Origin of the sequence: Enterococcus malodoratus ATCC 43197 (genome assembly GCF_000407185.1) — a bacterium.
Lineage (GTDB): Bacteria > Bacillota > Bacilli > Lactobacillales > Enterococcaceae > Enterococcus_A > Enterococcus_A malodoratus.
Genome location: NZ_KE136483.1, coordinates 717,695 through 731,081 on the forward strand (window position 1 = coordinate 717,695; position 13,387 = coordinate 731,081).

Genomic DNA, 13,387 nt, shown 5'->3' on the forward strand with positions numbered 1-13,387 from the left:
TATGAAAAATATTGCAAAGAACTTCTTCTCAAATGCATTTTATCAAGTGTTTTCTATTATTTTTCCATTATTGACAATGCCATATATTGCTCGAATATTGGGAGCAGAAAAAATTGGTATCTATAATTATACTTATTCGATTGCGATCTACTTCGCTTTAGTTGTTAAATTAGGTGTAGATCACTATGGAAATCGCTCTATCGCTAAAGTTGGAGAGGATATAGAGAGACGCAGTATTCTTTTTTTTGAGATTTTTGGGATACAACTTTTTAGTGGAATATTTTGTATACTTCTTTATTTGATTTACGTTTTTAATTTTGCACAACAATATCAAGAAATCGCTCTATTACAAGTTTTCCTCATTGTTAGCTATATGTTAGATATAAATTGGTTTTTCTATGGAATTCAACAATTTAATATCGTGATTGTTAGAAACATTCTGGTTAAATTATCGACATTAATTTTCATTTTTCTGCTAGTAAAAAATCAGAATGATTTGTGGATATATACTTTAATTATGAACGGTAGTGCTATCGCTGGATTTGTAATAACTTGGTTTCAAATAAAAAACTATATTTTCTATAAAAAAATTCGGCTAACAGAAGTTTCCAAACACTTTAAACCGTCCGCAATTTTGTTTATTCCAATTGTTTCTGCTACAATTTATACAAGCTTTACTTCGGTTTTTTTGGGAAACTTGAGCAGTATCAAGGATGTTGGTTTTTATAATGCGGGAAGTCAGATTTTATCTATGCCTAAGGGGATCATTGCTGCTTTAGGAACAGTAATGTTGCCGCAGATGTCGGCAATTTATGAAAAGAAAAATGCAAAAAAGGAAGCAATGAAATATCTTAACTCATCAATCATTTTTGCACTTTTTCTATCAATAGCATTTGCTTTTGGGATATTAGGAATTTCGAGAGATTTTATTCCATTGTTTTATGGAAAAGATTTTAGTGCGAGTATATTAGTTTTAAATGGATTAGCATTATATTTACCTTTTTATGCATTGGGGAATGTTATTAGAACTCAATATTTAATTCCTCAGTCAAAAGATCGTCCCTTTGTTATATCTGTTTTACTTGGAGCGATAACTAGTATAATTGTCAATTTATTATTAGTTAAGCCTCTAGGTTTAGTAGGTGCTACGATTGCGACATTTTTATCGGAAAGCGTACTTGCAATCTATCAAATTTTTTCTGCTCGTAAGGAAATTTCTTTTAAAATATTCATTAGTCCATTTATAGTATTTCTAATTTCTGGTGTAATAATGATGCTTGTTCTGAATGTGTTACCATTAGATGGATTTTCAATTTTTATTAGACTATTGGCAAAAATAGGAATTGGTATTATTCTTTATTTAGCGATAACGCTACTTTATTTTAGATATTCTAAAAACGGGATTATCCAAAATTCTAGAGAATGGGTATCAAGGAGAATTAAGTAAGGGGCAAAGTATATGCTGTATAAATATTTAATCACTGGTGGTGCCGGCTTCATCGGCTCAACTTTAGCAAATCACTTATCTAAGGAAAATTCAGTAATCGTAGTTGATGATCTGTCTATGGGAAAAGAAGAGAATTTAGATAGCAATTCAAATCTCAAATTTATAAATGGTTCAGTTACAGACGAAGCATTAATGGAAGAAGTCCTTTCAAATAATACGTTTGACTACATTTTCCATTTAGCAGCAATTGCTAGTGTGGCTGATTCGGTTGAGCGTCCTGTGGAGACGCATCAAATCAATTTTGAAAGTGTTCTGATGTTGTTAGAGTTAATCAGAAAATACCAAAAGGATTTGAAGCGTTTAGTCTTCAGTTCCTCAGCTGCAGTGTATGGTGACGAGCCCACGTTACCCAAGAAAGAAGAATCAGTTATTCGTCCATTGACTCCGTATGCAGTTGACAAATTTGCTGCTGAGCAATACGTGTTGGATTATAACCACCTATATGGTGTAAATACAAGCGCGGTACGCTTCTTTAATGTCTACGGGCCAAACCAGAATCCAGAATCTCCATATAGTGGAGTCATTTCAATTCTGGTTGACCGCTATAAAAAGATACAGAACGAAGAGAATGCATCGTTTATGTTATTTGGTGATGGCTCGCAATCTCGCGATTTTGTTTTCATTGAGGATGTCATTCAGGCATTGTTACTCGTAGCAAGTGAAGAGGATGCTCTAGGTAAACAATTTAATGTTGGAACCGGTAGTGCGATTACTTTAAACGAGTTGATTGAAGTTATTGATGAGGCATTAGGCGTAAGGTTAAGTGTTAAGAACGAATCTGAGAGAGAAGGCGACATTAAAGATTCAGTTGCTGATATTTCTAGATTGAAGGGATTAGGTTATAAATCTAACTTTAGTGTTCAAGAAGGCATGAAGAAATATTTGGAATCAGAAAAATTGATTTAATGTGGGAGGTTAACTTGAATTAGTCCATAATTTCAGGTTAATGTCCTTTTTTTATGGATACGTCAATTTCGTTTAATTACGTATAGAAATAATTAGGGAACTCTTGTATTCTAGTATTAGCGTATATTTTAAGGAGATTAGTGAAATGACAGACAGTATTGCAATATTGCTTCCTTGTTATAACGAAGCTATGACAATTAAAAAGGTAATTAATGATTTTCAAAAAGAACTACCAAGTGCAGATATCTATGTTTATGACAATAATTCAACGGATGATACGTATCAGATTGCTTTGAATGAGGGAGCAATCGTCCGAAAGGAACCAAGGCAAGGTAAAGGAAATGTAATTCGTCAAATGTTCTTTGACATTGATGCAGATTTCTATTTAATGGTAGATGGCGATGATACTTATCCAGCAGAAGCCTGCCACGAGTTATTAAAAGCCTTAAAAGAAAACCGTGCAGACATGGTAATTGGTGATAGATTATCTAATGGAACATACTTTAATGAAAATAAGAGAGCTTTCCATGACTTTGGAAATAACTTAGTTAAAAATTCAATTAATTGGCTTTATAAAGCCAATATCAAAGATGTGATGACTGGCTACAGAGGTTTTAATAGGTTATTTGTTAAAAGCTTCCCGGTCATGAGTAGCGGTTTTCAAATTGAAACTGAATTTACGATTCATTCTTTAGATAAGAGATTTAAATTAGTTGAAATACCTATTGATTACCGAGACCGGCCAGAAGGAAGCGAATCTAAACTAGATACTTTTTCTGATGGAATTAAAGTTTTGATGACAATCTTTAAAATGTGTAAAGACTATAAGCCACTTTTCTTTTTTTCAATGTGGTTCGCTCTATTTTTTATTTTGGGATTATTGGCTGGATTACCTGTAATTAGTGAATTCATTCGAAACGGATTTATTACTAAAATTCCGTCTGCAATTTTAGCAACTGGTTTAATGATATTATCTTTATTATTGTTAGTAACCGGGTTAATTTTAGATACTGTCGTGACTGATGACAAAAAAAATTACGAGTTGAACTTATATAAAATTTATGGAGAAAAAAATGATAGATATAAAAAGGGACCATATTGATAATGTTTTAGTCTTTATTTTAGCGACTATTACTTCCGTTTGTCTTCCCTATACTTTGCCACTGTCGGATATTACCATGATTAAGTCTTCCCTTATTTGGTTGATCTTAATTGTCCCAATTTATTTTTGGTATAAAGGTTCTTTAAAAAAGGTTGGACGGAGGGATTTCAGGTATTGTGTTTACCCAGCAGTACTTCTGTCAATATGTTTGAAATTAGGTAGAGATCTATCCGTTTATGGAGGGCTATCTTATAATTTTTTTAGTATAATAAAAAATTTGGTGATAGTATTTGGAGTTGCTGTTTTAATTTATTCAGTATTAATTAATCTAATAAAATACAAAAATCGTAAAACTGATAAAAATATACTGAACAGACAGTACAGTTTTCTTTTTCTATTTTGTATCTTCTTAATTGCATGGATTCCTATGTTGTTAATATTTTGGCCAGGTATATTCACTTATGACGCTGCTATGCAGATATCTCAAATAATGAACAATAGTATTACAGAGCATCATCCGGTGATACATACATTGCTACTCAATTTTATAGTTTTAATTGGTAAATTAACCGGAAATTATTATCTTGGAGCGGCGATTCATACAATGTTTCAAATGCTGGTTTGTATCTGTGTAAATGCGTATATATGTAGTCGGCTATCTACTTTTAGAATAAATAAGTTTTTATTTTATCTAATCCTTGTTTACTATTTGTTTTTCCCTTTAAATTTGCTGACGCCAATTTATATAACTAAAGACACCTTGTTTTCAACGTTTTTCTTACTCTTAATTTTCAAATTGTGTGAGTACTATACTCTAGAGAAAAAAGAGTTAAGCAAAAAAAGAGCTATTGAGTTGATTATTATCATCATAATGGTGGGATTATTTAGAAATAATGCTATTTATGCATTATTGGCTACTATCCCGTTTTTACTATTAATAAAAAAAAGAAAAATACGAAAAAATTTAATTTTTGTTTTTGTGATAGGTAGTTTTTTTACAATGGTAACCAACCAAGCACTGATAACAATTACCAACGCAAAACCTGGAATGGAAGGGCAAATGTATAGTGTACCTTTACAACAACTTGCAAGAAGTTACATTCATAATCCTGATTCCTTCACAAAACAAGAAAAGAAGGAACTTTTTGCATACGTTCCTGAGGAAAATATCAAAAATTATAATCCTCGGATATCAGATTATGTCAAAGGTCGGTTTACTTTACAGAAAAAGCAGAATTCTACAGTGGGCTTTATAAAACTATGGATGAAAATTGGTTTGAGAAACAAAAAAAATTATATAGATGCCTTTTTGATGTTAACTCAAGGATATTGGGATCCTAATTTCCAATTTCCGGATAATCATTATAAAATACCAATTATAGAATTAAAAAGTAGAGACACTGAAATATATGGAAATTTCGATAAAAAGAGCTGGTTTCCCAAGACACGAGAGAAAATTATAAATAACTTCTATTATGAACACTCCTATAAAAAGTTATCCATCGTATCATTGTTGTTTGCACCGGGATTCATTGTATGGATGTTTATACTTTTGTTCCTTTATTCAATATACAAGGGATTTAAAGATAGTTATTTCATATTGGTTTTCTTAACAATGTACTATGGGACATTAATACTAGGTCCGGTAGCCTTGGTAAGGTATATTTACCCGTACATGCTCATTTTTCCAGTTATGCTCGTGTTTGTTCTTAATGAAAATAAAACTCAAAATAAAGTTTAACTATTCAATAAATCGTTTCCCTCCTCTTTCATTTCATGTATAATGATTTAAGTTATGACATGAAGTAAGGAGGAGTTGTTTTTGTCTGAGGATCAAAACCAACACTCAGAAGAAGGATCGTTTAAAGAGCAGATCATGCGGGCTTTAGAAGAGGGTCGAAAGAATCGTGAAGTAGAGTCTACAAAAAAGCCTACTGAAGGTTCTAGCACCTCTGAAGCAAAAAAGGACACTGACGATGATGGCGACTTAGCTTCGTCTTATGAGCGTTTATTTGGCAATAGGCAAAGTAAGAAAGACACTACTGCCTCTGAGCAGAAGTCTAAACCAATTGAAAAAGAAGTTAAAAAAGAGGAACCTCCGAAAGAGAAAGAGCTTTCGATAGATAAGAGTTCCAATAGTGAGTCTAAATCAAAAGCTGAGATAAAGAAAAAGGTAGAAAAACCTGCAGCTGAAGATAAGAAAACTATTAATAAGAAAGAGCAAAAGACAGAACCTTCAAAGGCTGAAACTAAGCAGCCAACTGTTCGTCATTCAGGTACTAAAAAAACAACTAAAGCTGTTCCTTCTATAGAGGAATCAAAGCCGAAAGATGTTAATGAGCCTAAAAATGATGAACAAGTTGAGGAAGAACCATCGATTTTTCATCGTTTAGGAGAGAAATTTGAGGAACTTCGTCATATGGATGAGGAGTTTGAAGGGGATTTAAGTGAGGAGAGCAACTTGAAACGAGCAGAACGTCGCAAAGAGGATCGAGTCGTCCGTAAAATTGTTTATATATTGACGATCGGTATTTTGATTGTCGCTGGAGTCTTGGCAATCTCAGGCTATAATTATGTAAGTGCTGGGTTGAAGCCGTTAGATAAGAATGATAAAAAATTAGTTCAGGTGGAAGTGCCGAGCGGTTCGTCAAATCGTCAAATTGGGGATATTTTACAAGATGGCGATGTCATTCGTGATGGAATGGTCTTTAATTTCTATACCAAATTTAAAAATTTAACGAATTTTCAGGCAGGCTATTATCAGTTTTCCCCTAATATGACATTGGATCAAATTAGTAAGGAATTGCAACAGGGCGGAAGTGCCGAACCATTGGATGATGCTTCGAAACTAACAGTTCCTGAAGGTTATGATGTTGATAAAATTGCCGGTTTGGTCGCTAAGAAGACGGACTTTAAGAAGGAAGATTTCATCAAAGTAATGAAGGATGAAAAATTCTTCGATCAATTGAAGGCACAATATCCTGATTTATTGGGAGATGCTGCTAATGCCAAAGATGTGCGTTATCGTTTAGAAGGCTATTTGTTCCCGGCAACCTATAATGTACACAAGAATAGAAGCCTAGAAGATCTTGTGACCCAAATGGTCGATACGACGAATCAAATATTAACCCCTTATTATAGTCAAATTAAAGAAAAAGGGTTAACGGTTCAAGAAGTGATGACTCTAGCATCGTTGGTAGAAAAAGAAGGGGTCACGCAATCCGACCGTAAGAAGATCGCACAAGTCTTCTTTAACCGAATTAAAGCGCAGATGCCTTTACAATCAGATATTTCGATTCTTTATGCGTTAGGTGAACATAAAGAGGTTGTAACAATCAAAGATACTGAAGTAGATTCACCTTATAATCTGTATACGAATGCGGGTTATGGGCCTGGACCGTTTGATAATCCGAGTCAGGAAGCAATTCTTGCAGTTCTTGATCCAACCGAGAATGATTATATCTATTTCGTCGCAGATATCTCAACTGGTAAAGTTTATTATGCGAAGACTTACGAAGAGCATATGGAATTGGTTGAAAAATATGTCAATAAAGAGAAATAAACAATTTACAATATAGTAATTACGTGGTAATCTTTTGTGGATTAAATCTATAAAGGATTACCTTTCGTAATTTTGTTGATTGAAGGAGAAGAAGAATGGTAGAAAAAACATTTCCAATGACTCTGGAAGGAAAAGAAAAACTAGAGCAGGAATTAGAAGAATTAAAAACAGTAAAACGTGGAGAAATTATTGAAAGAATTAAAATCGCTCGCAGCTTTGGCGATTTATCTGAAAACTCCGAATATGAATCTGCTAAGGATGAACAAGCGTTTGTCGAGGGACGTATCAACACTTTGGAAAATATGATCCGCTTCGCACAAATTATCGATAACGAGAATGTTGACTCGGATGAAATTTCAATCGGGAAAACCGTTACCTTTGTTGAACTGCCTGATGATGAAGAGGAAGAATACACTATCGTAGGGAAGGCGGAAGCAGATCCACTAACTGGTAAAATCTCAAATGATTCACCAATCGCTCAAGCGTTGATTGGCAAAAGCGTTGGAGATGTTGTGACAATCGCGACTCCAGGTGGAAATATGGAAGTTAAGATCACGAATGTGAAACAAAACTAAGAATACGGTAAAGAGGCGCTGGTCGCCTCTTTTCTTTTTATTAGTGTTTGAGGGAATAGGCGATAACGAGTCCGCTTCAGATTAGGAATCGTTTTGCGACTTTAGACCGATAGTATTTGAATCTTAAAAAAAGTAGAATAAGGTATAGATAAAAAAGTTGGGAGGAAAGACAAAATGAAAAGTCCGTGGCGCTTTTTCATTGTAATTGAAGCCTTACTTGCAATTTTCTTATTATGGCAATTATCTTCAAATCCTGCGATGTTAATCATGCTGCTCTTTGGTGTATTAAATATATATTGGGCATTGCGAAAACATCGTCGTCGAAAATTTCAATTGATCTTAGGCTCAGTAATTCTAATCATTTGTTTAGTAAACAGTCCTGCGACTTGGTTGATGTTGATTTTTGCAGTAATATTCCTTGGCCTCAAGGGATTTGAAATTGCAGGGATTTCCATGCCAAATCATTCTTTGAAAAATAAAAAGAGTATTGTGATGGTTGAGACAACTGATCCAACTAGTCACAATGGTGAACGAAAAAAACAAAGCTGGATTGGAAATGATCGGATCGGCACACAAGTATTTGAGTGGGATGATATCAATGTGGCGATTTTAGCTGGAGATACAATTGTTGATTTAGGAAATACCTTATTACCGAAAGAAGATAGCATCGTGATCGTTCGTAAAGGATTTGGACGGACACGGATTTTGGTTCCTTATGGTATCGGAATTCTTTTTGAGCATGCGACACTATATGGAAAAGTCGATTTTGATGAGGATACGCAAGTTTTACGTAATGAAACGTTCAAGATTTACAGTGAGGATTATGACGAAAGTCCTCGTAGATTGAAAATAGTGACCAATACATTGGTTGGAGATGTCGAGGTGATCCGTGTATGATGGGGAAATACTCTCGTTTACAAATTTCCCTCTACTCTGGACTTATCTCCTTTCTATTGATTCTAACGACACTATTTTTATATATGTATGCGATTGGAAAACGGCAATTATTTGGGCAATTGTTTATTGCACGAATTTTCTATATTCCTTTATTCGTTCACATCATCGTGATTTCCCTAACTGTGAGCGCAGTCGTCTATTTTCTTGTGACTTTTTTGGAAAAACGGCAACTGGGAAAAATTGAAGGAAAATTGCAAAGTCTGGCTTCAGGCAACTATGATCAGCCCTATTTAGATGTGGCAATCTCGCAAAACAAAGAGATGCTTTTGGTGGATCATGATATCAAACGAATCAAAGAAAAACTAGTGAGTATGTCGCGAGAGCTGCAGCAACTGAGCAGTCAGCCTCAAATGGTAGATGGTACAACGAAGGAAAAGATTTTAGAGGAAGAACGGCATCGTTTAGCCAGAGAGCTGCACGATTCGGTCTCACAGCAGCTGTTTGCGGCGATGATGATGATGTCAGCCCTAAATGAGCAGTCGCAGTATTCAGAAGAGCTAGAGCCTTATAAAAAGCAATTAGCAATGGTGGCTGATATTATTAACGCTGCTCAATCAGAAATGCGTGCGTTATTACTTCATCTACGCCCAATTAGCTTAGAAGGAAAAAGTTTGCGTCAAGGAATTGAGCAATTACTAAAAGAACTGCAAACGAAGATTCAAATTCAGTTAAAATGGGATGTACAAGATATTTGTGTTTCTGCAAGCATCGAGGATCAATTATTCCGAGTGGTCCAAGAGCTGCTTTCTAATACGTTGCGTCATGCAAAAGCAAATGAATTGGAAGTTTATTTAAAAATTGTAGGACAAAGTATTTTATTGCGCGTCATTGACGATGGCGTTGGTTTTGAGGAGAAAGACGAACATGCCGGCAGCTATGGATTACGGAATATTCGTGAACGTATAGCTGGTGTAGGTGGTTCAACAAAAATTATTAGTTTTAAAGGACAAGGAACCAGTGTTGAGATCAAGGTACCTGTTGTAGAGGATGCCAGTCCAACTAATGAGGATTCCTTGACTGTGAACGAGTAGGCAACGAAAAATCAGATTAACTTCTGGAAGGGTTAATCAATACATTAATAGGAATTAGGAGGCAGAGGATGATACGAGTGTTATTAGTTGATGATCATGAAATGGTTCGTTTGGGCGTTTCTTCTTATCTATCGATTCAAGCGGATGTAGAAGTCGTTGGGGAGGCCGAAAACGGCGAGGAAGGCTACGAGAAGGCCATGGATCTTCGACCAGATGTGATATTGATGGACTTGGTGATGGAAGTAATGGATGGGATCGAATCAACCAAGAAAATTTTAAAAGAATGGCCAGAAGCAAGAATCTTAATCGTAACCAGTTTTATTGATGATGAAAAAGTCTACCCAGCAATTGAAGCTGGTGCATCTGGTTATTTACTAAAAACATCAACGGCGCACGAGATCGCCAATGCCATCCGCAAAACGTATAATGGTGAACGGGTCTTGGAACCCGAAGTAACGACTAAAATGATGGAACAACTGTCCAATCGTAATCGTCACGTCCTTCATGAAGAATTGACGAATCGAGAACAAGAAATCTTGTTGCTGATTGCCCAAGGAATGAGCAATCAAGAAATTGCGGATGAACTATTCATTACACTGAAAACAGTAAAAACGCATGTTTCGAATATTTTAGCGAAACTAGAAGTAGAAGATCGTACACAAGCAGCAATCTATGCATTCAAACACGGGTTAATAAAATAGAGAGTCCATCTCTGTTTTATTAACCCGCTCTTTGTTATACTGAGAATTGTAAGTTTTAGGGTGTTAGTAGCAGGCAATGTAAATACAATATTAATACACGAGGAGATATCATGAAGCAAAGTTTTGTCATTATTGGTTTAGGAAGATTCGGCGGGAGTATTTGTCGGACATTAGTCGAATCTGGTCAAGAAGTTTTGGCGATTGACAGCAGTGAAGATCAAGTAAATGAGTATATGAATATTGCGACTCACGCGGTTGTAGCCAATGCACAAGATGAGATGACGTTACGGTCATTAGGAATCCGTAACTTTGACCATGTGATCGTTGCGATCGGTGAAGATATTCAAGCAAGTATTTTAGTGACGTTGATGGTCAAGGAAATGGGTGTACCGAATATTTTAGCAAAAGCGCAAAACGAGTATCATGCTCGTGTTTTAGAAAAAATTGGCGCTGATCGTGTGGTCCATCCAGAGCGTGATATGGGGCAGCGAATTGCTCATAATTTAGTCTCTAAAAATATTTTGGATTATTTAGAGCTTTCAGATGAATTTTCTTTGGCTGAGATTAACGTAACTAATCGAAAATTTTATGGCAAAACCTTGGATGAACTTGATTTTCGTCAGCGATTTGGCTTAAATGTAGTAGCTATTCGACGTGACCATCAAGACCCTATCGTTACGCCTCCAGCAGAAGAAGTCGTACTGAAAGACGATCATTTAGTAGTGATTGGTCGTGACGAAGACGTAGACTATTTAGATGAAAAAATGAATGGATAGGTGATTATCAAATGAAATTGACTATAACGCCAAAAGCTCAAGAGTGGTTCAAACGCGAACTCGAATTAGGTGAGGGTCAAGGAATAAAGTTTTATGGAAAAGTATATGGCAAGACTCAAGTTCACGATGGTTTTTCAGTTGGTATGTCGGTGGATATTCCGGAAAGCCCACTTGTGGAGACAACTCTTGAGGATCAACATTTTTTTATTGAAGAAGCAGACGAATGGTTTTTTAAAGGTTATGACCTAGTTGTTGATTACGATACTGAATTAGACGAACCTAAGTATGACTTTAACCAAATTTAGGAGTGACTTGAATGATATCAGTAATTGTCCCTTGCTTTAATGAAGAGGAAGCCATTCCTCTTTTTTTTGCAGAGATGGAAAAAGTAAAGAGAAAAGTCTCTCATGGCTTTGAATATATTTTTATCAATGATGGATCAAAGGATAGGACATTAGAAGTATTGCGGGAACTTGCACGCGACAATGATTTTGTCCGGTACATTTCATTTTCTAGAAATTTCGGTAAAGAAGCGGCACTTTATGCAGGCTTGCAAGCGGCTAAGGGAGAACTGGTTACTGTGATGGATGTTGATTTACAGGACCCTCCTGAATTATTGCCGCAGATGGTTGAAATGATTGAGACAACAGACATTGATTGTGTTGGTACACGTCGAGCAGATCGAAAAGGAGAACCTCTTATTCGAAATCTGTTTGCTAAGGCCTTTTATCATTTAATCAATCGAATTAGCGAGACTGAAATGGTCGATGGCGCTCGTGACTATCGTTTGATGACACGTCAAATGGTGGACGCAGTCTTAGAACTGACCGAACATAATCGCTTCTCAAAAGGATTGTTTAGTTGGGTAGGCTTCAAAACGGAGTATATCTCTTTTGAAAATCAAGAGCGTATAGCTGGTAAAACCTCTTGGTCTTTTTGGGAATTATTTAATTACTCGATTGACGGTATTGTCAATTTTTCTGATGTGCCACTAAATATCGCTTCATTTGTTGGCGCCTTTTCTTGTATTGCTTCGGGAATTGCGATGCTGTTCATCATCGTTCGTGCGTTGATTTTTGGCGATCCAACATCTGGCTGGCCGTCATTAGTGACGATTATACTTTTTATTGGCGGTGTTCAACTATTGTGCATCGGTATTATTGGAAAGTATATTGGCAAGATTTTTATGGAGACGAAAAAAAGACCGGTTTATATTGTTAAAGAGACTGAAAAAAAGTTGGAGCAATAAGCTCCAACTTTTTTAGTACCCTCGCGTCAATTCCACTTGGTTAACAGATAGTTCTCTATCAGATAGATAACTCTTCAAGTTAGCTAAAAATATCTTCATAAATTTATTTTGAAAATCTACTGTCATACCAGAGATATGTGGTGTAATCAGAACATTATCAAAGGTCCACAATGGGTTGCTTTCCGGTAATGGTTCTTCCTCAAAGACATCAAGAGCAGCGAAAGCGAATTGTTTTTCTTCAAGGGCAGAGATCAGTTCTTTAGTGTGCACGGTATCACCGCGGCCGACATTGATGAAGATACCGGTCTTTTTCATTTTTCCGAAAATATCACTGTTGAAAATATGATAGGTTTCGTGAGTTCCTGGCAAAATTCCTACTACAATGTCCATTTCAGGGACGATCTTTGCCATATTTTTAATGGAATAGGTCTCAACGAATCCTTCGGCAGGATGTCCAGTCGTATTAATCCCGTACACGTTCACGCCTAGACTATGAATCGATTTCGAAAGTTGCTGACCGATGTGTCCAGTACCAACAACGAGTAAATTTTTTCCTGATAGTTGATCATAATGGATTGATTCTTGTGCCCATACTTTTTGTTCTTGCTTTTTGACTGATTCATTCAATCCGCGATAATAGCCAAGCAAGACTCCAATGATATGCTCGCTGATGGAAAGGGCGTGGATGCCGCTGCCGTTTGATAATAAAACTTCTCGTTTAGAAAAATCATTTAAGGGCAGATAGTCTACGCCAGCTGAAATGGACTGGACCCATTTTAGCTGATCAGAAGATAGAAGCCGTTCGCTGAATTTTTTTGGCCAACCGACTGAAATTTCGACAGAAGGAAGGTCATCCTCTGTTAATTCTGTTTTGATTTGATAATCAGGAGCGAGGATTTGGATTTTTTCGATAAATTCATCGCGAAACTCTCTTTGCAAGAAAATAATTGGTTTTGTCATGGTGATCCCTCATTTCTTTTTTTACTGGAAATCTCGGCTCTATTCTAACAAAATTTATGAA

At 35.9% G+C, this 13,387-nt stretch carries 13 protein-coding genes; 12 read left to right on the top strand and 1 reads right to left on the bottom strand.

Annotated elements, in window-relative coordinates:
* Nucleotide 1 precedes the first annotated feature (1 nt).
* From I585_RS18845 to I585_RS18900, 12 genes are all read left to right on the top strand, one after another.
* Nucleotides 2–1,447 (top strand): oligosaccharide flippase family protein, encoded by a 1,446-nt coding sequence (locus I585_RS18845; protein WP_010740436.1) that lies wholly within the window; start codon nt 2–4, stop codon nt 1,445–1,447.
* A 12-nt stretch (nt 1,448–1,459) separates the two neighbouring features.
* The gene (locus I585_RS18850) at nt 1,460–2,413 is read left to right on the top strand and encodes an NAD-dependent epimerase/dehydratase family protein (RefSeq protein WP_010740435.1); all 954 of its coding nucleotides are present in this window, start codon (nt 1,460–1,462) and stop codon (nt 2,411–2,413) included.
* A 145-nt stretch (nt 2,414–2,558) separates the two neighbouring features.
* Nucleotides 2,559–3,515 carry a glycosyltransferase family 2 protein gene (locus tag I585_RS18855; RefSeq protein WP_010740434.1) on the top strand — a complete coding sequence of 319 codons (957 nt, stop codon included), beginning with the start codon at nt 2,559–2,561 and terminating at the stop codon, nt 3,513–3,515.
* Nucleotides 3,487–5,256 carry a DUF6020 family protein gene (locus tag I585_RS18860; RefSeq protein ID WP_010740433.1) on the top strand — a complete coding sequence of 590 codons (1,770 nt, stop codon included), beginning with the start codon at nt 3,487–3,489 and terminating at the stop codon, nt 5,254–5,256. Before I585_RS18855 ends, I585_RS18860 begins: the two co-directional genes overlap by 29 nt.
* A 678-nt stretch (nt 5,257–5,934) precedes the next feature.
* The gene (mltG, locus tag I585_RS18865) at nt 5,935–7,077 is read left to right on the top strand and encodes an endolytic transglycosylase MltG (RefSeq protein ID WP_167545852.1); all 1,143 of its coding nucleotides are present in this window, start codon (nt 5,935–5,937) and stop codon (nt 7,075–7,077) included.
* 95 nt (nt 7,078–7,172) lie between these two features.
* On the top strand, nt 7,173–7,652 hold the full coding sequence (gene greA, locus I585_RS18870) for a transcription elongation factor GreA (protein WP_010740431.1): 480 nt from the start codon (nt 7,173–7,175) through the stop codon (nt 7,650–7,652).
* A gap of 174 nt (nt 7,653–7,826) precedes the next feature.
* Nucleotides 7,827–8,549 (top strand): cell wall-active antibiotics response protein LiaF, encoded by a 723-nt coding sequence (liaF, locus tag I585_RS18875; RefSeq protein ID WP_010740430.1) that lies wholly within the window; start codon nt 7,827–7,829, stop codon nt 8,547–8,549.
* Nucleotides 8,546–9,640 (top strand): sensor histidine kinase, encoded by a 1,095-nt coding sequence (locus tag I585_RS18880; protein WP_010740429.1) that lies wholly within the window; start codon nt 8,546–8,548, stop codon nt 9,638–9,640. Before liaF ends, I585_RS18880 begins: the two co-directional genes overlap by 4 nt.
* A 68-nt stretch (nt 9,641–9,708) precedes the next feature.
* Entirely contained in the window at nt 9,709–10,341 is a 633-nt protein-coding gene (locus tag I585_RS18885) for a response regulator transcription factor (protein ID WP_010740428.1), read from the top strand.
* A gap of 110 nt (nt 10,342–10,451) precedes the next feature.
* Nucleotides 10,452–11,117, top strand: coding sequence for a potassium channel family protein (locus I585_RS18890; RefSeq protein ID WP_010740427.1), 666 nt, complete (start codon nt 10,452–10,454; stop codon nt 11,115–11,117).
* A gap of 11 nt (nt 11,118–11,128) precedes the next feature.
* Entirely contained in the window at nt 11,129–11,422 is a 294-nt protein-coding gene (locus I585_RS18895) for a HesB/YadR/YfhF family protein (RefSeq protein WP_010740426.1), read from the top strand.
* A gap of 11 nt (nt 11,423–11,433) precedes the next feature.
* A complete protein-coding gene (locus I585_RS18900; RefSeq protein ID WP_010740425.1) occupies nt 11,434–12,366 on the top strand; it encodes a glycosyltransferase family 2 protein in 933 nt (310 codons plus the stop codon).
* Between the two features lie 12 nt (nt 12,367–12,378).
* Here the strand turns inward: I585_RS18900 and I585_RS18905 are convergent, their stop codons facing one another.
* On the bottom strand, nt 12,379–13,326 hold the full coding sequence (locus tag I585_RS18905) for a phosphoglycerate dehydrogenase (RefSeq protein ID WP_010740424.1): 948 nt from the start codon (nt 13,324–13,326) through the stop codon (nt 12,379–12,381).
* Nucleotides 13,327–13,387: the final 61 nt, after the last annotated feature.

Bases quoted from the DNA above. Each gene is read 5' to 3' on its own strand.
- greA (WP_010740431.1), top strand. From the start codon at position 7,173: ATGGTAGAAAAAACATTTCCAATGACTCTGGAAGGAAAAGAAAAACTA.
- I585_RS18855 (WP_010740434.1), top strand. From the start codon at position 2,559: ATGACAGACAGTATTGCAATATTGCTTCCTTGTTATAACGAAGCTATG.
- mltG (WP_167545852.1), top strand. From the start codon at position 5,935: ATGGATGAGGAGTTTGAAGGGGATTTAAGTGAGGAGAGCAACTTGAAA.
- I585_RS18880 (WP_010740429.1), top strand. From the start codon at position 8,546: ATGATGGGGAAATACTCTCGTTTACAAATTTCCCTCTACTCTGGACTT.
- I585_RS18905 (WP_010740424.1), bottom strand. From the start codon at position 13,326: ATGACAAAACCAATTATTTTCTTGCAAAGAGAGTTTCGCGATGAATTT.
- I585_RS18895 (WP_010740426.1), top strand. From the start codon at position 11,129: ATGAAATTGACTATAACGCCAAAAGCTCAAGAGTGGTTCAAACGCGAA.
- I585_RS18900 (WP_010740425.1), top strand. From the start codon at position 11,434: ATGATATCAGTAATTGTCCCTTGCTTTAATGAAGAGGAAGCCATTCCT.
- I585_RS18890 (WP_010740427.1), top strand. From the start codon at position 10,452: ATGAAGCAAAGTTTTGTCATTATTGGTTTAGGAAGATTCGGCGGGAGT.
- I585_RS18850 (WP_010740435.1), top strand. From the start codon at position 1,460: ATGCTGTATAAATATTTAATCACTGGTGGTGCCGGCTTCATCGGCTCA.
- liaF (WP_010740430.1), top strand. From the start codon at position 7,827: ATGAAAAGTCCGTGGCGCTTTTTCATTGTAATTGAAGCCTTACTTGCA.
- I585_RS18845 (WP_010740436.1), top strand. From the start codon at position 2: ATGAAAAATATTGCAAAGAACTTCTTCTCAAATGCATTTTATCAAGTG.
- I585_RS18860 (WP_010740433.1), top strand. From the start codon at position 3,487: ATGATAGATATAAAAAGGGACCATATTGATAATGTTTTAGTCTTTATT.
- I585_RS18885 (WP_010740428.1), top strand. From the start codon at position 9,709: ATGATACGAGTGTTATTAGTTGATGATCATGAAATGGTTCGTTTGGGC.